Below are 21,344 nucleotides of genomic sequence, written 5' to 3'. Positions count from 1 at the left end.
CAATAATAATGGTAGATAATAAGAAACGCCCCGGTAAAGACCTCGACAGGATCGACAGAAATATTCTGAATGAATTGCAGAAAGACGGTCGTATCTCAAACGTGGAACTTTCCAAACGTGTAGGATTATCGCCTACACCTTGTCTTGAGCGTGTACGTCGTCTTGAACGCCAGGGATTCATCCTTGGTTACACTGCGCAACTTAACCCTCACTACCTGGACGCCTCATTACTGGTATTCGTTGAGATTACTCTGAATCGTGGCGCACCAGATGTGTTTGAGCAATTTAACGCCGCTGTGCAAAAACTTGAGGAAACTCAAGAGTGTCACCTGGTTTCTGGTGATTTCGACTACCTGCTGAAAACACGCGTGCCCGATATGTCCGCCTACCGCAAGCTGCTGGGGGAAACCCTGCTGCGCCTGCCGGGTGTAAACGACACGCGTACTTACGTGGTGATGGAAGAGGTCAAACAGAGTAACCGTCTGGTGATCAAAACGCGCTGATGCGTGGCAGGTGCAAAGCCTGTGAAATTTCGGTACACTCCTGTGAATACATACAGGACCAGCGTCGGGTGAGCCCGACGCTGTTGTTTCTTACTTTACAGGCACCTGGAGAGTTCTCTTGAGCCAGGAATACACAGAAGATAAAGACGTTTCGTTACAGTCGCTGAGCAGTGGACGCCGTCTGCTGGAAGCGTTGCTCATTCTGGTGGCGTTGTTTGCCGTCTACCTGATGGTTTCCCTGGTCAGTTTTAATCCTTCCGACCCGAGCTGGTCGCAGACGGCCTGGCACGAGCCTATCCATAATATCGGCGGTACGGTAGGGGCATGGCTGGCTGACACGCTGTTGTTCATCTTTGGCGTGATGGCTTACGCCATTCCACCGGTGATCCTTGGATTGTGCTGGATAGCCTTTCGCCAGCGCGATAATCAGGACTACTTCGACTATTTCGCCGTAGGTTTGCGCTTAATTGGCGTACTGGCCCTGGTCGTGACGACCTGCGGCATGGCTGCACTGAATGCTGACGACATCTGGTACTTTGCTTCAGGCGGCGTGATCGGCAGCCTCGTCAGCAATGCGATTTCACCCTGGTTTAGTCCTGCTGGTGGCACCCTCACTCTGCTTTGCATCTGGGCAGCGGGCATTACGCTGTATACCGGTTGGTCGTGGTTGACCATTGCAGAACGAATCGGTGGCGTGGTCATGGGCGTGCTGACATTTGCCAGCAACCGTTCACGTCACGACGAACCCTGGCAGGAAGAGGACGAGGCCGAACATCATGAAGATGATGCGCCTGTTCTTCACGCGCAGCCCCATGACGACGATGACGTTCTGCTTTCTGCGCCCCGTAAGGCGCAGCCCGATCTGGACGAGCACGATCCGCTGCTGGCTAAGGCGGCAACAGCGACCCGCGCTGCCGTCGCGGCAACCACCGACGCTGCTGAAATGCCGGTGGCACCCGTCCAGCAACCTGCAGCCAGCGTGGCGTCAACCTTTACCACGGCTACCGTGCCGCCGTCAGCCCCATCTGCAGCCCAGCCTGCGGTTGCACCCGTGCATTCTGTCGCCGCGCCCGCCCAGGAAGCGGCTGTACCTCATCCTGCTCCAGAGCGTCATTTTGCACCGCGTGAACCTGTTCAGCAGGATAAACCGGTCAGTGAACCGCCTCTGTACCGGTTTGAAATGCCGGATGAAACACCCGCATCCTCAGCACCCTTTACGGCCTATGAGGATGATGCGCCGAAGATGGGCAACTGGCGCGGGGCAGCCTCTGCCGCAACCCTGAGCAGTGCGGTAACGGCAGGCGCGGCAGGAAAAGCCGCGGCCTCGATGTCGCCGCTGTTTGAACCTGTGCCTGAAAATCAGGCGAATCCACAGGTGAAGCAGGGGATAGGTCCGGCGTTACCGCGGCCAAACCCGGTTAAATTACCGACCCGACGCGAACTGGCTTCTTACGGAATTAAACTTCCTTCCCAGCGCATGGCAGAAGAGAAAGCCAGACTGTCTGAAGCCCCGGCGGCTCCACAGGCTGCCGATCAGCCGCATAATCCAGACTGGTCAGCGGAGGAGCAGGATGCTCTGCAACAGGCTGAGTTACGTCAGGCGTTTCAGTCTGAGCAGCAACAGCGTTATGGCGAGAGCTGGCAACAGGATGAACAGAGTGAAGACGATGAACTGGCTCTAGAGCAGGCATCCCTGGCCCGTCAGTTCGCCGAGCAGCAGCAACAGCGTTATGAGACCGAACCTGCCAACAATGCGCCGGTATTCAACCTGGACACGTCTGCGGCCTTTGATTTCTCACCGATGAAAGATCTGGTTGACGACGGCCCGGTTGAGCCGCTGTTCACCATTGCGGCAACGCCGGAAACGGATGAGGTCGCGGCCAAACATGAGCCGTGGCAGCAAGTACAGGCTGCGCCGACGCATGCGGACGCGCAGAGAAGCATGCCGACGCAGAACGTTGCGTCGGATATCTTCGCGGCACCTGTCGAGCAGCCCGAACCTGTGGAAGAGGCGAAGCCGTCGTTGCATGACAGCCTGATTCATCCTTTCCTGATGCGTCATGAACAGCCGCTGGAAAAACCCTCTACGCCGTTGCCTTCTCTGGATCTGTTAACCGCACCGCCTGCAGAAGAAGAGCCGGTTGACATGTTTGCCCTTGAGCAGACGGCGCGCCTGGTTGAATCACGCCTGGGCGATTATCGTGTTAAGGCCGAGGTCGTCGGCATCTCTCCCGGCCCGGTCATTACCCGCTTTGAACTGGATCTGGCGCCGGGCGTGAAAGCGGCGCGTATTTCTAACCTGTCGCGCGATCTGGCCCGTTCACTGTCCACCACGGCGGTGCGCGTTGTTGAAGTGATTCCGGGTAAGCCCTATGTCGGACTGGAATTACCAAATAAGCACCGTCAGACCGTTTACTTACGTGAAGTGCTGGATTGTCCAAAATTCCGTGACAATCCTTCACCTCTGGCCGTGGTACTGGGTAAAGACATTGCCGGTCAGCCGGTAGTGGCCGATTTGGCGAAGATGCCACACTTACTGGTTGCCGGTACCACCGGTTCGGGTAAGTCAGTCGGCGTAAACGCCATGATTCTCAGCATGTTGTATAAAGCCACGCCGGAAGAAGTGCGCTTTATTATGATCGACCCGAAAATGCTTGAGCTGTCGGTCTATGAAGGCATTCCGCATCTACTCACCGAAGTCGTCACCGATATGAAAGATGCGGCGAATGCGCTGCGCTGGAGCGTCGGTGAGATGGAGCGCCGCTATAAACTGATGTCGGCACTTGGCGTGCGTAATCTTGCGGGCTACAACGAGAAAGTTGAGCAGGCTGAGGCGATGGGCCGTCCAATCCCCGATCCGTTCTGGAAACCGGGCGACAGTATGGACATGACGCCGCCGGTGCTGGAAAAACTGCCTTACATTGTGGTGATGGTGGATGAGTTCGCCGACCTGATGATGGCCGTGGGTAAAAAAGTGGAAGAGCTGATTGCCCGCCTGGCGCAGAAAGCGCGTGCGGCCGGTATCCACCTGGTGCTGGCCACCCAGCGTCCCTCGGTGGATGTGATTACCGGCCTGATCAAGGCCAACATCCCGACCCGTATCGCCTTTACCGTATCAAGTAAAATTGACTCGCGTACTATTCTCGACCAGGGCGGCGCGGAGTCGTTGCTGGGCATGGGTGACATGCTCTATATGCCGCCAAACTCCTCCATGCCGGTTCGTGTTCACGGTGCCTTTGTACGCGATCAGGAAGTGCATGCGGTGGTCCAGGACTGGAAAGCGCGTGGACGTCCGCAATACATTGAAAGCATTACAGCGGGCGAAGAGAGCGAAGGTGCGGGCGGCATCGACAGCGATGAAGAACTGGATCCGTTGTTCGATCAGGCGGTGGGTTTCGTGGTGGACAAGCGCCGCGCCTCGATTTCAGGCGTTCAGCGTCAGTTCCGTATTGGCTATAACCGCGCCGCGCGCATCATTGAGCAGATGGAAGCCCAGGGCATCGTTTCGGCACCGGGACATAACGGTAACCGCGAAGTGCTGTCACCGCCTCCCCACGATATGTAGAGCCTGAACGATAAGCTTTGAAACATAAATCAATGAGCCAGTTCTTGCTGGCTCATTGTTTTTTAGCCGTTTACCCCCATAGTTGATTAGGCTTTCGGTTTTTTCTCCTGTATTAAACGCAGGACAGCGACCAGGCTTAGTAGCGTTATCAACGGGAAACGATTTAATAAGGATTTAAGCAGATGAAATTACGCGTAATTGCCTTAGGCCTGTTGGCCGCTTTGGGTTCAGCCAGCGCTTTCGCTGATGCATCAAGTGACCTGCAACAGCGTTTGAATAAAGTAAACAGCTTCCACGCCAGCTTTACGCAAAAGGTGACCGATGGCAGCGGTGCTAACGTGCAGGATGGAGAAGGTGAACTGTGGGTCAAGCGCCCAAGCCTGTTTAACTGGCACATGACCGCGCCTGACGAGAGCGTCATTGTCTCTGACGGAAAATCGTTATGGTTCTACAACCCGTTTGTAGAGCAGGCTACGGTAAGTCTGTTAAAGAATGCTACCAGCAATACGCCGTTTATGTTAATTGCCCGCAATCAGTCCAGCGACTGGCAGCAATACAACGTTAAGCAGCAGGGCGATAAATTTGAACTGACCCCGAAGAAAAGCGACGGCAACCTCAAGCAGTTCACTATCGACGTAACGCCAGATGGCACGATTAATCAGTTCAGCGCCGTAGAGCAGGATGGACAGCGCAGTAACTACCAGCTGAAGAGCCAGAAAAACGGCCCTATCAGCCCGGATAAATTCACTTTCACCCCGCCGAAAGGCGTCACGGTGGATGATCAACGTCAGTGAGGTGGTAGTGGGCAACCTGTCTCTGGATTTCTCCAGCGAAGATTTTAAACCTCTGGCCGCGCGTATGCGGCCAGAAACCCTGAAGCACTATATTGGTCAGCAGCACCTGCTGGCTGCGGGGAAACCGCTGCCGCGCGCCATTGAGGCTGGCCATTTGCATTCCATGATTCTCTGGGGGCCGCCGGGAACAGGCAAAACCACGCTGGCCGAGATTATCGCGCACTACGGTAACGCGGACGTTGAACGCATCTCTGCCGTCACCTCCGGCGTCAAAGAAATTCGTGAAGCGATAGAGCGTGCGCGCTTGAGCAAGCAGGCCGGCCGGCGCACCATCCTTTTCGTGGATGAGGTGCACCGTTTCAATAAAAGTCAGCAGGATGCCTTCTTGCCCCATATTGAAGACGGCAGCATTACCTTCATTGGCGCCACCACTGAAAATCCCAGTTTCGAGCTTAATTCCGCACTGCTGTCACGCGCCCGCGTTTATCTACTGAAATCCCTGACCACAGAAGACATTGAGCAGGTGCTTGACCAGGCCATGCAAGATGCCGATCGCGGCTATGGCAACAGCGATATCCTGTTACCGAATAATACGCGCCGCATGATCGCTGAGCTGGTGAGCGGCGATGCGCGCCGTGCGCTTAACACGCTGGAAATGATGGCCGATATGGCCGAAACCAACGCGCAAGGCAAAAGAGAACTGACGCCACAACTGCTGACTGAAGTTGCCGGGGAGCGATCTGCACGGTTTGATAACAAGGGTGACCGCTTTTACGACCTTATTTCTGCGTTACATAAGTCTGTTCGCGGTTCAGCACCCGATGCTGCCCTCTACTGGTACGCCCGTATTATTACCGCAGGTGGCGATCCGCTGTATGTCGCGCGTCGTCTGTTGGCCATTGCCTCTGAAGACGTGGGCAATGCCGATCCGCGCGGCATGCAGGTGGCGATATCGGCGTGGGACTGTTTCACCCGCGTGGGTCCGGCAGAAGGGGAGCGGGCGATTGCTCAGGCCATCGTGTATCTCGCCTGTGCGCCAAAAAGTAATGCCGTTTATACCGCCTTTAAAGCGGCGATGCGCGATGCGCGCGACCACCCTGATTTTGATGTTCCCGATCATCTGCGCAATGCCCCCACTAAGCTGATGAAAGAAATGGGCCTGGGTGAAAGCTATCGCTATGCCCATGATGAAGCCAACGCCTATGCGGCTGGTGAGGTCTATTTCCCTCCGGAAATGGCACAAACACGTTACTATCATCCCACCCAACGCGGTCTTGAAGGCAAAATTGGCGAAAAGCTGGCCTGGCTTACTGAACTCGATCAAAATAGCCAGACAAAACGCTACCGCTAAAACAGACGTTGCGGTAATGTGGTCAATGTTTTCAACGCATTCCAGCTGGAATGCGTCCCTTCTTTCAACTCATAAATACACAGGATAAGCATGCTCGATCCCAATCTGCTGCGTAATGAGCCAGACGCAGTCGCAGAAAAACTGGCACGCCGAGGATTCAAACTGGATGTGGAAATGCTGCGTTCGCTCGAAGAGCGTCGCAAAGTCTTGCAGGTAGAAACTGAAAATCTGCAGGCCGAGCGTAACTCCCGATCCAAATCCATCGGTCAGGCCAAAGCACGTGGGGAAGACATCGAGCCACTGCGTCAGGAAGTGAACAGCCTGGGCGAACGCCTGGATGCTGCCAAAGCAGAACTGGATGAACTGCAAAATCAGATTCGTGACTTCAGCCTGGCGCTGCCGAATCTGCCTGCAGATGTTGTACCGCTGGGTAAAGACGATACCGAGAACCTGGAAATCAGCCGCTGGGGTGAGCCGCGTCAGTTTGATTTTCAGGTGAAAGATCATGTTGAGCTGGGCGAAGCCGCGAAAGGCCTGGATTTTGCTGCGGCGGTCAAACTCACCGGTTCACGCTTTGTCGTGATGCAGGGCCAGATTGCCCGCCTGCACCGGGCGCTCAGCCAGTTTATGATTGACTTGCATACCGAGCAGCATGGCTATCTGGAAACCTATGTGCCTTATCTGGTCAACCATGCGACCCTGTACGGAACAGGACAGTTGCCAAAGTTTGGTGAAGATCTGTTTCACACCCGGCCGCTGGAAGAAGAGTCAGAAAGCAGCCACTATGCGTTGATTCCTACTGCCGAAGTGCCGCTGACCAATCTGGTACGCGATGAAATCGTCGAGGAAGAAAACCTGCCGCTTAAGCTGACGGCTCACACGCCATGCTTCCGCTCTGAAGCGGGTTCCTATGGCCGTGACACGCGCGGGCTTATCCGTATGCACCAGTTCGATAAAGTCGAGATGGTACAGATAGTGGCGCCTGAAACCTCAATGGATGCCCTGGAAGAGCTGGTCGGCCACGCCGAAAAAGTCTTACAGCTGCTGAATCTGCCTTATCGTAAAGTGCTGTTGTGCACCGGCGATATGGGCTTTGGTGCGACCAAAACCTACGATTTAGAAGTGTGGTTACCGGCGCAGAATACGTACCGTGAAATCTCCTCTTGTTCAAACATGGGTGATTTCCAGGCTCGCCGTATGCAGGCAAGGACCCGCGGTAAGCAGGATAAAAAGCCGCGTCTGGTCCATACATTAAATGGTTCCGGTCTGGCCGTGGGACGCACGCTGGTGGCGGTGCTGGAAAACTACCAGCAGCAGGATGGCCGCATCGCCGTGCCTGAAGTATTACGTCCTTATATGAAGGGCCTGGAATTTATTGGTTAATCGCCCGTTATTCTCTGAAAAACCCAGCGGCTGCTGGGTTTTTTTTTGGTCCGAAAGACGGATCGATGCCAAAGGACGGTATCAGAATTTATCACAAATAAACGTCATCGATATATCCCGATGCCGAAAGCGTAAAAATCTACATTATCAGTAAGATAGCTTTATTTTCCCTGACGTAAAATATGCCGCTAACTTACTGAAGATAAATAAATTAAATTGTCGGGCAGCAAAATGTGCTGCGGTGCGTTTGGCCCCGTTGACTTTAAATAACGCAGTGGCAAACTGCGCGCAATTTCCTTCATTTCTTTTGGTTTTAATTCCCTATGTCGACCTGGTCACGTCCTGTGATACTGCTGCTTTGCGGCCTGCTGTTAATGACAGTTTCAATTGCTGTGCTGAATACGTTAGTGCCTCTCTGGCTGACGCATGATGCTCTGGCTACCTGGCAGGTGGGCGTGGTGAGTTCGTCGTATTACACCGGCAATCTGCTTGGCACGTTGCTGGCGGGCTGGCTGATTAAACAGTATGGATTTAACCGTAGTTATTATCTGGCAACCGGCCTGTTTGCGGTGGCAACCCTATGTATGATGGTGCTGGCAGGCTTCTGGTCATGGACGCTGTTGCGTTTTAGCGCGGGTGTCGGCTGCGCCTTAGTCTGGGTCGTGGTTGAAAGCGCTTTATTGTGCAGCGGCACGGTGCGTAACCGTGGGCAGCTCCTGGCTGCCTATATGATTGTCTATTATCTGGGAACGGTTGCCGGGCAGCTACTGGTGAGCAAACTTTCCACAGAGCTGTTAAGTGTGATCCCCTGGGTAACCGCGACGGTGATTTGTGCCATTTTACCGCTGATCTTCACACAGGTTGCTGCCAGCCGTGATCCGGCTGAAGCCTTGCCGGGTGGCCGTATCTTACCCATGCTACGCCGCCGCAGTTCGCGCCTGGGCATCAACGGCTGCATCATCTCCGGGATTGTTTTAGGTTCGTTATATGGCTTGATGCCGCTCTATCTTTCCCATCAGGGCATGAGCGATGCAAACGTAGGTTACTGGATGGCGTTACTCGTTAGTTCAGGTATTGTCGGGCAGTGGCCGATTGGGCGCCTTGCCGATCGCTTTGGCCGCATGATGGTGTTGCGTGTGCAGGTATTTGTGGTAATCCTGGGCGCGATTGCGATGCTAACCAATGCCGCGATGGCACCTGCCTTGTTTGTTCTGGGGCTGGCGGGTTTTACGCTTTACCCTGTGGCGATGTCGTGGGCCTGCGAAACCGTGGCGCATCACGAACTGGTGGCCATGAATCAGGCGCTGTTACTGAGCTATACGCTGGGCAGTCTGGCGGGGCCGAGCATGACAGCAATGCTGATGCAGAGTTACTCAGACCGTTTACTGTTCGTTATGATTGCGGCAGTGGCGCTGGTTTACCTGGTGATGCTGTTGCGTAAAGCCGATCATCATGCCACGCCCGTGGCGCATGCCTGAATGCCTTCTGCAGAGGGCAGCACTGTGTCTCGTTGTTGCATGGTGGTCAGTGCGCCTTCCTGAAAGGTTCCTGTGGGGCGGTAGAGATCTCCGCCCCGTTTTCAATACATGACTTCATGTCCGTAGCGGAGAAGAATGTTTTTTACCCGTTCCATCGTCTCTTTAGTGGGCGGTTTCACGCCATCAAGCTTGTACTCTTCGCCCATCGCGATCCACTTATGTTTACCCAGTTCGTGATAAGGCAGAAGCTCGATCTTTTCAACGTTCGCCATATCCTGGGTAAACGCTCCCAGGCGATGAACGGTATCGTCGTCATCTGAGTAGCCAGGCACGACGACAAAACGGATCCATGTCCGTTTGCCTTTTTTCTGTAGGTAGCGAGCGAAATCAAGCGTGCGATGGTTAGATACGCCAACCAGAATCTGGTGAACCTCGTCATTCATCTGTTTAAGGTCCAGCATCACTAAATCTGTTGCGTCCAGTAACTCATCAATGACCGGATCGTAGCGGCGAACAAAACCATTGGTATCCAGACAGGTATGTATGCCTTCTGCTTTGCAGGCACGAAACCAGTCACGCACAAACTCAGCCTGAAGAATGGCTTCGCCACCCGATGCGGTGACGCCACCGCCAGAGGCATTCATAAAGTGACGGTAGGACAGAACGTCCGCCATCAGCGCCTCAACGGTGATTTCTTTACCGGCGTGCGTGTCCCAGGTATCGCGGTTGTGGCAGTAAAGGCAACGCATCAGGCAACCCTGGAAAAAGGTAATAAACCGGATGCCGGGACCGTCTACGGTTCCGCATGATTCGAATGAGTGGATGCGACCTATGGCTGACATTGCGATGTTTCTCCAGGTAAGCCTGCGGAGCAGGTGGCACACTCTCTGGTGTGCTCTGAACAGGAAATCAATTTTGGTGGTTATCCGTATCTCAGACAACGACCAAAGCAGACTTTGAATATGAGGCTCCATGAAGGAGCCTCAGAAAGGGCTGATGGCGACAGCGCTTACAGCGATTGTGTAAAGGTACGGGTGATCACGTCCTGCTGCTGCTCTTTTGTCAGCGAATTAAAGCGAACGGCGTAGCCGGAGACGCGAATGGTTAACTGAGGATATTTTTCAGGATTATCCATCGCGTCCATTAACATCTCCCGGTTCATTACGTTCACATTAAGATGCTGACCGCCTTCAATACTGGTCTCATGATGGAAGTAACCGTCCATCAAGCCTGCCAGATTGGTTTTACGCACGTTGTCATCTTTGCCTAACGCATTAGGCACGATAGAGAAAGTGTAGGAGATACCGTCTTTTGCGTAAGCAAAGGGCAGTTTCGCCACCGAGGTCAGCGAGGCCACGGCACCTTTCTGATCGCGACCGTGCATCGGGTTAGCGCCCGGACCAAAAGGCGCGCCTGCACGGCGACCGTCTGGCGTATTACCGGTTTTCTTGCCGTAAACCACGTTAGAGGTAATGGTCAGCACAGACTGGGTCGGTACAGCGTTGCGATAGGTTTCGAGTTGCTGAATCTTTTTCATAAAGCGTTCAACAAGGTCGCAGGCCAGATCGTCAACGCGGGGATCGTTATTCCCGAACTGCGGATACTCTCCTTCGATGTCGAAATCGATGGCCAGGCCATCTTCATCACGCACCGGTTTCACCTTCGCGTATTTGATGGCAGACAGCGAGTCGGCCGCGACAGAGAGTCCGGCAATACCGCATGCCATGGTGCGGTAAACGTCACGATCGTGCAGTGCCATCAGCGCGGCTTCATAGCTGTATTTATCGTGCATGAAGTGGATGATGTTCAGTGCAGTGACGTACTGTTTCGCCAGCCAGTCCATAAAGTGATCCAGACGCGCCATTACCACGTCAAAATCAAGCACCTCATCGGTAATCTTGGCTTCTTTTGGTCCGACCTGCATTTTCAGTTTTTCGTCCACGCCGCCATTGATTGCGTAGAGCAGGGTTTTCGCCAGGTTGGCGCGGGCACCGAAGAACTGCATTTGCTTACCGACGATCATTGGGCTGACGCAGCAGGCAATTGCATAGTCATCGTTGTCGAAATCGGGACGCATCAGGTCGTCGTTTTCATACTGCAGTGATGACGTATCAATAGACACTTTCGCCGCATACTTTTTAAAGTTAACCGGCAGCTTCTCAGACCACAGAATGGTCATATTAGGCTCAGGTGAAGGGCCCATGGTGTACAGTGTATTGAGGAAACGGAAGGTGGTTTTACTCACCAGCGTACGTCCATCAACGCCCATACCGGCCAGCGATTCCGTTGCCCAGATGGGGTCGCCAGAGAACAGTTCATCGTACTCAGGCGTGCGCAGGAAGCGGACCATGCGCAGTTTCATCACCAGGTGGTCAATCAGTTCCTGCGCCTGCGCTTCGTTCAGCTTACCGGCGTTGAGATCGCGCTCAATGAACACGTCCAGGAAGGTTGAAACACGGCCAAAGGACATGGCTGCACCGTTCTGTGATTTTACTGCGGCAAGATAGCCGTAATAGGTCCACTGAACGGCTTCGACTGCATTGGTCGCCGGACCTGAGATATCGTGACCATATTTGGCTGCCATCTCTTTGATTTGTCCAAGCGCCCGATGCTGGTCAGCAATTTCTTCGCGTAGACGAATGGTGGCTTCCAGGTTGACGCCATTTTCCAGATAGCTTTGCAGAGACGCAAACTGAGCAAACTTATCGGCCATCAGGTAGTCAATGCCGTATAAGGCGATACGACGGTAGTCACCAATGATGCGTCCACGACCATAGGCATCAGGCAGGCCGGTTAATATACCTGATTTACGGCAGCGTAAAATGTCAGGGGTATAAACATCAAACACGCCCTGATTGTGCGTTTTACGATAGTCGGTGAAGATTTTTTTCAGTGAAGCATCGAGTTCGCGCCCGTAAACTTTACATGAACCCTCGACCATCTTAATGCCGCCAAAAGGAATAATGGCGCGTTTCAGCGGCGCTTCCGTTTGCAGGCCAACAACTTTTTCCAGTGATTTATTGATATAGCCGGCATCGTGCGAGGTGATGGTAGAAGCAAGATCGGTATCAAAATCGACGGGTGCGTGGGTACGGTTTTCAACTTTAATGCCTTCCAGCACGCTTTCCCACAGTTTAGTGGTGGCTTCGGTGGCGCCAGCGAGGAAAGATTCATCGCCTTCATACGGCGTATAGTTTTTCTGGATGAAGTCGCGTACGTTGACGCTGTTCTGCCATTCGCCTTCAGTAAAACCCTGCCAGGCTGAGGCCAGTTTTGCGTTAAGTTCGGTCATATTATACCTGCCTTATTTAAGGAGACTTTTGCTCTTGGGTCGATCCGGTTGGGATGAACCCTCGAGGCTGGATTAGTGCGCTTCGTGTCCACCGCGTAAGTAAATTACCCAGTAGGTCAATCCGACCAGCACTCCACCGCCGATAATGTTGCCGAGCGTGACTGGAATCAGATTGTCGAAAATAAAGTTTTTCACAGAAAGGGCCGGAAACTGTGCTGCCGTCGCGCCCGCAGCATGCCAAAATTCCGGGCCAGAAAAATCGCGAATGACGATGGCGAAAGGAATTAAAAACATATTTGCGATACTGTGTTCAAAACCACAGGCAACAAACATCGCCACCGGCAAAATCATAATCAGGCTTTTATCCATTAAGGTCCGTCCTGAATAGCTCATCCAGACCGCCAGACAGACCATCAAATTAGCCAGAATACCCAGAGAGACCGCTTCAACAAACGTGTGATGCATTTTATGGTCGGCAGTCTGCAACACGTTTAAACCCCATGCGCCGTTGGCCACCGTATGCTCACCGGAAAACCACATCAGCGCGACAAAAAACAGCGCACCGACCAGATTACCAACATAAACGTTGATCCAGTTACGTGCCAGTTGCCCCCAGGTGATGCGGCCACTCGCTTTCGCAACGACGATCAGCACGGTGGAGGTAAACAGGTCGGCACCACATACCACAACGAGTATCAACCCGAGTGAGAAACATATCCCCCCGACGAGCTTAGCCATGCCGTAAGCCATTTCACCGCTGCCGGTGGTGGCTGTGATGTAAAACACGAAAGCGATGGAGATAAACATGCCTGCGGTAAACGCGAGAAAGGTTGTCGTCAGCGGATGCTTGGTGGCTTTGTAGACGCCAGCGTCTTCAGCCACTTTTGCCATCGCGGCGGGTAATAACAGATTAAAAGGATTGTCAGCTTTCACACTAACTCACTCCAAAAGTTGTCTGAAAAAAATAATAACAAATGCACCTGTGATTAAAGTTGATATAGATCATGTCCAGCAGAGCAACAACGGTAAAGGTTTAACAAGAAAGGTGGTTTTTGGAACTAACGTCATGAAAAATAATGAATAAATTTATTTTAAATAATACAGGTTTTGTTTAACGAGAGGGCGTAATCAAGGCTGAAATATTGTAGATTTGTTAATAAGATAGGTTGTTGGTGTCGCTATTTAGCAGAAAAATAATGACATTAATCTATTAATGGCAGGAATACATAAGGATCAATAAAAAGGCACTGAACAGGTTCAGTGCCTCAGGCATGATTGTCAGGCTAACCCGCGTGAATGTTCAACGCCAGCTTAGGCATTTTCCCAGTAGCGGCGTTTGGCACGCTGCAATTTTTCATAAGCCGCCAGTAGCGCCTGATGAGCAGGGAAAGCGGTCAGGTCGCTGTCTACCGACTGAAGACCGTTGAAGGCTGCTTCACCACTGATGGCTGCGGATGCCGCTTCTACCGCCTCTGCGCCATACATACGGACAAAGGCGGCGTGATATTCCAGTGGATTACGCTCGTCTTCCATGGCCAGAAGTAGCAGAGTTTGCAGGCAACGATAATAATTTGCCCGCGCTGGGCTGAACACGGAGCCGTTGAATTCCATGGTCCATTCTGTCCAGATCAATGCCTGATCCAGATCGCCGCCGGCCAGCGCAAGCATGGCTTTAAGCTCCCCGATGCGTAAGGTATACCAGCCATTATCTTTACCCGTTGCCAGGCCAAGCAACTCACGGACGCGGGTGAAGTCATCAAAACCTTCTTCATCCAACTGCGAAATGAGATCAAGGTACTCTTCTGGATTCCAGTTGCTGCCGGGCAGGGCAAGCAGCGTGTCACGAATGCCTGCGCCCATGCTGTTATTTGCCAGCAGCAGGTCTTCGGCCGGATAGATATCGGACATGCCCGGCACAATAATGCGGCAGGCATAAACGCCTAAGTGCTCGTAGTCCGCGATATAAACTTCCTGATCTTCGGCAGCAAAAATGGCCATCAGCGTGCTGAACTCTTGCTCGGTAGTGCCAGCAAACGTCCAGTCAACAAACGGATAATCGGCCGTTTCTTTAAACATATCCCAGGAAATCAGGCCGCTTGAATCAATAAAGTGGGTTTCCAGATTGGCGTGCTCTGCCACTTCTTCATCATCAAAGGTGGGTGGGGTAAAGACGTCCAAATCCTTGAGGCTGCGGCCCTGGAGCAGTTCAGTAACGGTGCGCTCCAGCGCAACGCCAAAGTCCGGATGCGCACCGAAGGACGCGAAACAGGTGCCATTGGCAGGGTTAAACAGGACCACACAGATAACCGGATATTTACCTCCCAGCGACGCGTCATACGCAAAGATTGGGAAGCCTTCAGCTTCCAGGCGCGCAATGGCCTCGACCACGGAAGGGTAGCGCGCCATCACTGACTCAGGGATGGCTGGGAGGCTGATCGATTCGGCAATGATACGGTTCTTAATATAGCGCTCAAAGACCTCGGATAATCCCTGCACCCGCGCTTCATTGGCCGTATTGCCGGCCGACATGCCGTTCGATACGTAAAGGTTGCCAATGATGTTCATCGGGATATAGACGGTTTGCTGATCGGACTGGCGGGTAAAAGGCAGGGCGCAAATACCGCGCTCGCTGTTACCCGACTGGAGATCGATCAGGTCTGATGCGGCCACCGCATTTTCATGATCGTAAAAGGCACGCAGGCGTGAGTCCAGGATCCCCTCTGGCAGGCTGTCATCTTCCGGAAGCGCAAACCATTTTTCATTGGGGTAATGAACAAAATCGCCTTGAGCGATGCGGTTACCCAGCCAGAAATCGGCAAAAAAGTAGTTCGTGGACAGGCGCTCAAAATATTCACCCAATGCGGAAGCCAGGGCGGCTTTCTTGCTGGCACCTTTGCCATTGGTAAAGCAGAGTGGACAGTCGCGGTCGCGAATATGCACAGACCAGACGTGTGGAACGGGATTAAGCCAGGAAGCTTCTTCTATATTAAAGCCCAGATCCTGCAGTTTGGTCTGGAAACGCGTAATGGAGTCTTCCAGGGCGGCATCTTTGCCCGGGATAAAAGTTTGCGTCATGGTGCCGCTCTCTCTGTGAATAGGGTGCCTAAAGCGCGCAATGATACGTTTTTTACCGCCTGTTCGCTATCAAGTCGCTGCAATTTTACTGGACGTTTTCTCATGTCAGGGTTTGTCTGCCAATACCGGCAGCGAGTGAAAGGAACGTCCCTCACAATATTTTGTGTTGGCTTGCATTGGTAACATAACCTCCGGTGCGCCGTGCTGAAAAAATGTGACCGGTGTTAGATTTATGATTGCAGCCACCAGAATGCAGTGATAAAACCGAATCGTTATTCATAACCGTTCGATATGACAGTGGTGAGGGAAATGACGCAAATTTATAATTTTAGCTCTGGGCCAGCGATGCTGCCGAGCGAAGTGCTCCGCCGTGCAGAACAAGAATTGACAAACTGGCATGGTCTGGGGACTTCAGTAATGGAGATCAGTCACCGCAGTAAAGAGTTTATTCAGGTGGCCGAGGAAGCGGAAGCGGACTTCCGTGATCTGCTAAAAATCCCCTCTAATTACAAAGTTTTATTCTGCCACGGCGGCGCACGTGCGCAGTTTGCTGCGGTACCGGGTAACCTGCTGGGCAGCGCCACCAGTGCGGATTATGCCGACGGCGGCTACTGGGCGCACAGCGCCATTAAAGAAGCGGCAAAATATTGTTCGCCCCGCACGCTGGATGTCAAAACGACCCTTGAGGGAAAACGCGCCATTCTGCCTATGCGTGAGTGGGACGTCAGCGATGCGGCAGCCTATTTGCACTTCTGCCCGAATGAAACCATTGACGGCGTTGCCATTGATGAAGAACCTGATTTTGGCGACAAGGTCGTCGTTGCCGATCTCTCTTCCACGATTTTATCCCGCTCTATTGATGTCAGCCGCTATGGCGTGATTTATGCGGGCGCCCAGAAAAATATTGGTCCGGCGGGCATTACCCTGGTCATCGTCCGGGACGATCTGTTAGGTAAAGCGCATCAAAGTGTACCTTCCATTCTGGATTACAGTGTTCTGGCGGAAAACGACTCCATGTTCAACACGCCGCCAACGTTCGCCTGGTACCTGAGCGGTCTGGTATTCAAGTGGCTGAAGCAGAAAGGCGGCGTCGGTGAAATTGAAAAAATTAATCAGGCAAAAGCGGGCTTGCTTTACGACCTCATTGATAAGAGTGATTTCTACCGTAACGATGTCGCTCTGCTGAACCGTTCGCGAATGAATATTCCTTTCCAACTTGCGGATGCGTCACTCGACAGCCTGTTCCTGGAAGAGTCATTTAAAGCAGGTTTGCATGCCTTGAAAGGCCATCGCGTTGTTGGCGGCATGCGTGCATCCATCTACAATGCGATGCCGCTGGAAGGTGTTAAAGCCCTCACAGACTTCATGATCGATTTCGAACGCCGCCACGGCTGATTATTCCCCAGTCAGTGGGATTGCTGACACCTGACTCCGCCATACGGCGGAGTTGTCGTTTTTTTGAGGATAGAGTTTCACATGCAAGATTCCCTGACCCTTCAGCCCATTGCTCGCGTAAATGGCACGGTTAATTTGCCCGGCTCCAAGAGTGTTTCAAACCGCGCGCTGCTGCTGGCCGCATTGGCGAACGGCAAAACCCGACTCACTAATCTGCTGGACAGTGATGATGTTAAGCACATGCTTAATGCGCTTAAGGCTCTGGGCGTCGATTTCACGCTTTCCAGCGATCGTACCGTTTGCGACGTTACCGGAAAGGGCGGACCGCTTCAGGCGTCACAACCCGTTGAACTCTTCCTGGGCAATGCTGGTACGGCTATGCGTCCGCTGGCTGCGGCGCTGTGCCTTGGCGAGCAGGATGTGGTACTGACGGGCGAACCGCGGATGAAAGAGCGGCCGATAGGGCATCTGGTTGACGCGCTACGTCAGGGCGGCGCCCAAATCGATTACCTTGAGAATACGGATTATCCACCTGTTCGTCTGCGTGGCGGCTTTACGGGCGGAGAGGTCACCGTTGACGGTAGCGTATCCAGTCAGTTTTTGACCGCGTTGCTGATGACGGCGCCGTTAGCTCAGGAAGACACGCGAATCACGATTAAAGGCGATCTGGTCTCGAAACCCTACATCGACATTACCCTGCACCTGATGCGCTGTTTTGGCGTGGAGGTTGAAAATCAGCACTACCAGCATTTCCTGATCCAGGGAAAACAGCAGTATCAGTCACCGGGGGAGTATCTGGTGGAGGGCGATGCGTCTTCTGCGTCCTATTTCCTGGCGGCGGCCGCGATTAAAGGCGGCACTGTGCGCGTGACCGGTATCGGTCGTCATAGCGTGCAAGGCGATATTCGTTTTGCCGACGTGCTGGAAAAAATGGGTGCCACCATCGAGTGGGGTGACGATTTCATTGCCTGTACGGCGGGCAAGCTGCAGGCTATTGATATGGATATGAACCATATTCCCGATGCCGCGATGACAATTGCCACTGCTGCGCTGTTTGCTGAAGGCACGACCCAACTGCGCAATATCTACAACTGGCGGGTTAAAGAAACCGATCGCCTGACGGCGATGGCAACAGAACTCCGTAAAGTTGGGGCTGACGTCGAAGAAGGGCACGACTTTATCCGTGTTACCCCGCCGGCTAAGCTGATGCATGCTGACATCGGAACTTATAACGACCATCGTATGGCTATGTGTTTTTCGCTGGTGGCGTTATCAGATACGCCCGTAACAATTCTTGACCCGGGCTGTACTGCTAAAACCTTCCCTGACTATTTTGAGCAACTGGCAAAAATTAGCCATAACGCCTGAGTCCTGTGCCCGGTGAGTATTTCACCGGGCCGTTTTCCCTGTCTCATTTCTCGCGTCAAAAAGCCCTTTTTCAGACGAAATTTCGCCTAACCTTCTCTCTTAAGGGTAACGCCGTGTCGCAGGGCAGCGTATAATGCCCGACATTTGTGATGGCCAACTGGCCAAAATGCGCGCAGCAACAGGAGGGAATAATGACAGCAACTGCCCCGGTCATAACTATTGATGGGCCAAGTGGTGCGGGAAAGGGCACCCTGTGCAAAGCGATGGCGGAAGCATTGCAGTGGCATTTACTGGACTCTGGCGCGATTTACCGTGTTCTGGCGTTAGCTGCATTACATCACCAGGTTGATATCGAATCTGAAGAAGGACTGGTGCCGATTGCCGCTCACCTTGATGTGCGCTTCATCTCACAGAACGGTGAGATGCAGGTCATCCTTGAAGGCGAAGAAGTCACCAGCGAAATTCGCACCCAGGAAGTGAGCAATACCGCGTCGCGCGTTGCGGCATTTCCTCGCGTGCGTGAAGCCCTGTTACGCCGCCAGCGCGCCTTTCGCGAGGCTCCCGGCCTGATTGCCGATGGGCGTGATATGGGAACCGTTGTTTTCCCCGACGCGCCTGTGAAGATTTTCCTTGATGCCAGCCCGGAAGTCCGTGCAGAACGACGTATGCTACAGTTGCAGGACAAGGGCTTTAATGTTAACTTTGATCGCCTTTTAGCCGAGATAAAAGAGCGCGACGACCGCGATCGTAACCGCGCTATAGCGCCATTAGTGCCTGCTGAAGATGCGTTAGTGTTGGATTCAACACAGATGTCTATCGAGCAAGTTATTGATAAAGCGTTAGATTATGCCCGCAAAACGCTGGGCATTTAACATTTTGGTTTAAACGAATTGTATTAACCCTGTGCCAGGGATCCGGTGCAGGGCATGTGAAACAACCCCATCCGACATGAAGTCAGATGGACGTTAAATTGAAGAATCCTAAGATTATCAATATGACTGAATCTTTTGCTCAACTATTTGAAGAATCCCTGAAAGAAATCGAAACCCGCCCGGGTTCCATCGTTCGTGGCGTCGTTGTCTCTATCGACAAAGACGTCGTTCTGGTTGATGCGGGCCTGAAATCTGAATCTGCAATTCCTGCAGAGCAGTTCAAAAACGCAGCCGGCGAACTGGAAATCCAGGTTGGTGACGAAGTTGACGTTGCTCTGGACGCAGTGGAAGACGGCTTCGGTGAAACTCTGCTGTCCCGTGAGAAAGCTAAGCGTCATGAAGCTTGGATCACGCTGGAAAAAGCTTACGAAGAAGCTGAAACTGTTACCGGTATTATCAACGGCAAAGTCAAAGGTGGCTTCACAGTTGAGCTGAACGGTATCCGTGCGTTCCTGCCAGGTTCACTGGTAGATGTGCGTCCAGTGCGTGACACGCTGCACCTGGAAGGCAAAGAGCTTGAATTCAAAGTGATCAAGCTGGATCAGAAACGCAACAACGTCGTGGTTTCACGTCGTGCGGTTATCGAATCTGAGAACAGTGCAGAGCGCGATCAGCTGCTGGAAAACCTGCAGGAAGGCATGGAAGTCAAAGGTATCGTTAAGAACCTGACTGACTACGGTGCGTTCGTTGATCTGGGCGGCGTTGACGGCCTGCTGCACATCACTGATATGGCCTGGAAGCGCGTTAAGCATCCAAGCGAGATCGTGAATGTTGGCGATGAAATCAACGTTAAAGTCCTGAAATTCGACCGCGAGCGTACCCGTGTATCTCTGGGTCTGAAGCAGCTGGGCGAAGATCCATGGGTGGCTATCGCTAAGCGCTATCCAGAAGGCACCAAGCTGACTGGTCGTGTGACCAACCTGACTGATTACGGCTGCTTCGTAGAAATCGAAGAAGGCGTTGAAGGTCTGGTACACGTTTCAGAAATGGACTGGACCAACAAAAACATCCATCCGTCTAAAGTTGTTAACGTAGGCGATGTGGTTGAAGTAATGGTTCTGGACATCGATGAAGAGCGTCGTCGTATCTCCCTGGGTCTGAAGCAGTGTAAATCTAACCCATGGCAGCAGTTCGCCGAGACTCACAATAAAGGCGATCGCGTTGAAGGTAAAATCAAGTCAATCACTGACTTCGGTATCTTCATCGGCCTGGACGGCGGCATCGACGGTCTGGTTCACCTGTCTGACATCTCCTGGAACGCGACTGGCGAAGAAGCCGTTCGTGAGTACAAAAAAGGTGACGAAATCGCTGCCGTTGTACTGCAGGTTGATGCAGAGCGCGAGCGTATCTCTCTGGGCGTTAAACAGCTGGCAGAAGATCCGTTCAACAACTACATCACTTTGAACAAGAAAGGTGCCATCGTCACCGGTAAAGTGACTGCAGTTGATGCTAAAGGTGCTACAGTTGAATTAGCAGACGGCGTTGAAGGTTACCTGCGCGCTTCTGAAGCTTCACTGGACCGCATCGAAGACGCTACGCTGGTTCTGAACGTAGGCGACGACGTTGAAGCTAAATTCACCGGCGTTGACCGTAAAAACCGCGTTGTTAGCCTGTCTGTTCGTGCGAAAGACCAGGCTGACGAGAAAGAAGCCATCAATACTGTTAACACCAAACAGGAAGAAGGCAACTTCTCTAGCGCTATGGCTGAAGCGTTCAAAGCGGCTAAAGGCGAGTAATCGACCTTGCACCGGGCGGATTTATTCGCCCGGTTTCGGTAAAAGCTGTCATACATTCCTGTAGGGATTAACCGGAGGTTACATGACCAAGTCAGAACTGATTGAAAGGCTGGCGGGACAGCATACTCATATACCGGCGAAAGTCGTTGAGGATGCAGTCAAAGAAATGCTGGAGCACATGGCCACGACGCTGGCACAGGGCGAACGCATTGAAATCCGGGGATTCGGCAGCTTTTCGTTGCATTATCGCGCTCCGCGCACCGGTCGTAACCCGAAAACGGGTGACAAAGTGGATCTGGAAGGTAAATACGTTCCCCACTTCAAGCCGGGCAAAGAACTGCGTGACCGTGCAAACATTTACGGCTAAGCCGATACCGAACCGCCTAAACGACATCTCCGGATGTCGTTTTTTTTTGCCTGTCACCTGCGATGGATCTCTCTTCCAGAAAAATGTCTCTTCGCTGCAACGGCC

Annotated in this window: 14 protein-coding genes and 2 pseudogenes; 12 read left to right on the top strand and 4 right to left on the bottom strand. The window is 52.9% G+C overall.

Going from position 1 to position 21,344, the window contains the following annotated elements; all coding sequences use genetic code 11:
• Positions 1-8 precede the first annotated feature (8 nt).
• The 7 genes and pseudogenes from lrp (at position 9) to P9J57_RS13630 (ending at position 9,074) form a co-directional block, all read left to right on the top strand.
• Positions 9-503 carry a leucine-responsive transcriptional regulator Lrp gene (gene lrp, locus P9J57_RS13660; RefSeq protein WP_006118610.1) on the top strand — a complete coding sequence of 165 codons (495 nt, stop codon included), beginning with the start codon at positions 9-11 and terminating at the stop codon, positions 501-503.
• Positions 504-732: 229 nt separating this feature from the next.
• Positions 733-1,134: pseudogene (locus P9J57_RS13655) on the top strand (DNA translocase FtsK 4TM domain-containing protein); the annotation flags it as partial.
• Positions 1,135-1,548: 414 nt separating this feature from the next.
• Positions 1,549-4,068, top strand: a pseudogene (locus P9J57_RS13650) (DNA translocase FtsK); the annotation flags it as partial.
• Positions 4,069-4,250: 182 nt separating this feature from the next.
• Positions 4,251-4,862, top strand: a complete 612-nt coding sequence (lolA, locus tag P9J57_RS13645) for an outer membrane lipoprotein periplasmic chaperone LolA (RefSeq protein ID WP_014593314.1) — start codon at positions 4,251-4,253, stop codon at positions 4,860-4,862.
• Between the two features lie 7 nt (positions 4,863-4,869).
• On the top strand, positions 4,870-6,213 hold the full coding sequence (locus P9J57_RS13640; protein WP_483279509.1) for a replication-associated recombination protein A: 1,344 nt from the start codon (positions 4,870-4,872) through the stop codon (positions 6,211-6,213).
• 90 nt (positions 6,214-6,303) lie between these two features.
• Complete coding sequence (gene serS, locus P9J57_RS13635) at positions 6,304-7,596, top strand: serine--tRNA ligase (RefSeq protein ID WP_015700658.1); 1,293 nt, start codon at positions 6,304-6,306, stop codon at positions 7,594-7,596.
• A gap of 323 nt (positions 7,597-7,919) precedes the next feature.
• Entirely contained in the window at positions 7,920-9,074 is a 1,155-nt protein-coding gene (locus tag P9J57_RS13630) for an MFS transporter (protein WP_013025232.1), read from the top strand.
• Positions 9,075-9,175: 101 nt separating this feature from the next.
• Here the strand turns inward: P9J57_RS13630 and pflA are convergent, their stop codons facing one another.
• The 4 genes from pflA to ycaO form a co-directional block, all read right to left on the bottom strand.
• Positions 9,176-9,916, bottom strand: a complete 741-nt coding sequence (gene pflA, locus P9J57_RS13625; RefSeq protein WP_014606197.1) for a pyruvate formate lyase 1-activating protein — start codon at positions 9,914-9,916, stop codon at positions 9,176-9,178.
• A gap of 167 nt (positions 9,917-10,083) precedes the next feature.
• Entirely contained in the window at positions 10,084-12,366 is a 2,283-nt protein-coding gene (gene pflB, locus P9J57_RS13620; protein WP_483279262.1) for a formate C-acetyltransferase, read from the bottom strand.
• A gap of 72 nt (positions 12,367-12,438) precedes the next feature.
• Entirely contained in the window at positions 12,439-13,299 is an 861-nt protein-coding gene (focA, locus tag P9J57_RS13615; RefSeq protein WP_013025235.1) for a formate transporter FocA, read from the bottom strand.
• A 378-nt stretch (positions 13,300-13,677) separates the two neighbouring features.
• The gene (ycaO, locus tag P9J57_RS13610) at positions 13,678-15,441 is read right to left on the bottom strand and encodes a 30S ribosomal protein S12 methylthiotransferase accessory factor YcaO (protein ID WP_210484222.1); all 1,764 of its coding nucleotides are present in this window, start codon (positions 15,439-15,441) and stop codon (positions 13,678-13,680) included.
• Positions 15,442-15,750: 309 nt separating this feature from the next.
• Here ycaO and serC point away from each other — a divergent pair, with 309 nt between their 5' ends.
• The 5 genes from serC to ihfB all read left to right on the top strand — a co-directional run bounded on the left by serC (position 15,751) and on the right by ihfB (position 21,239).
• The gene (gene serC / locus P9J57_RS13605) at positions 15,751-16,836 is read left to right on the top strand and encodes a 3-phosphoserine/phosphohydroxythreonine transaminase (RefSeq protein WP_015700652.1); all 1,086 of its coding nucleotides are present in this window, start codon (positions 15,751-15,753) and stop codon (positions 16,834-16,836) included.
• Between the two features lie 81 nt (positions 16,837-16,917).
• Positions 16,918-18,204: a 3-phosphoshikimate 1-carboxyvinyltransferase gene (gene aroA / locus P9J57_RS13600; protein WP_014593322.1), complete on the top strand. Its 1,287-nt coding sequence runs from the start codon at positions 16,918-16,920 to the stop codon at positions 18,202-18,204.
• Between the two features lie 191 nt (positions 18,205-18,395).
• Positions 18,396-19,076, top strand: a complete 681-nt coding sequence (cmk, locus tag P9J57_RS13595; RefSeq protein WP_014606194.1) for a (d)CMP kinase — start codon at positions 18,396-18,398, stop codon at positions 19,074-19,076.
• A gap of 122 nt (positions 19,077-19,198) precedes the next feature.
• Positions 19,199-20,872, top strand: coding sequence for a 30S ribosomal protein S1 (gene rpsA, locus P9J57_RS13590; protein ID WP_026021040.1), 1,674 nt, complete (start codon positions 19,199-19,201; stop codon positions 20,870-20,872).
• Between the two features lie 82 nt (positions 20,873-20,954).
• Entirely contained in the window at positions 20,955-21,239 is a 285-nt protein-coding gene (gene ihfB, locus P9J57_RS13585; RefSeq protein ID WP_003849360.1) for an integration host factor subunit beta, read from the top strand.
• Positions 21,240-21,344 lie beyond the last annotated feature (105 nt).

The organism is Pantoea sp. nfd-35, from assembly GCF_056892255.1.
The sequence above is the reverse complement of the archived record's forward strand: the minus strand, read 5'-3'. Positions and strand labels throughout refer to the sequence as shown.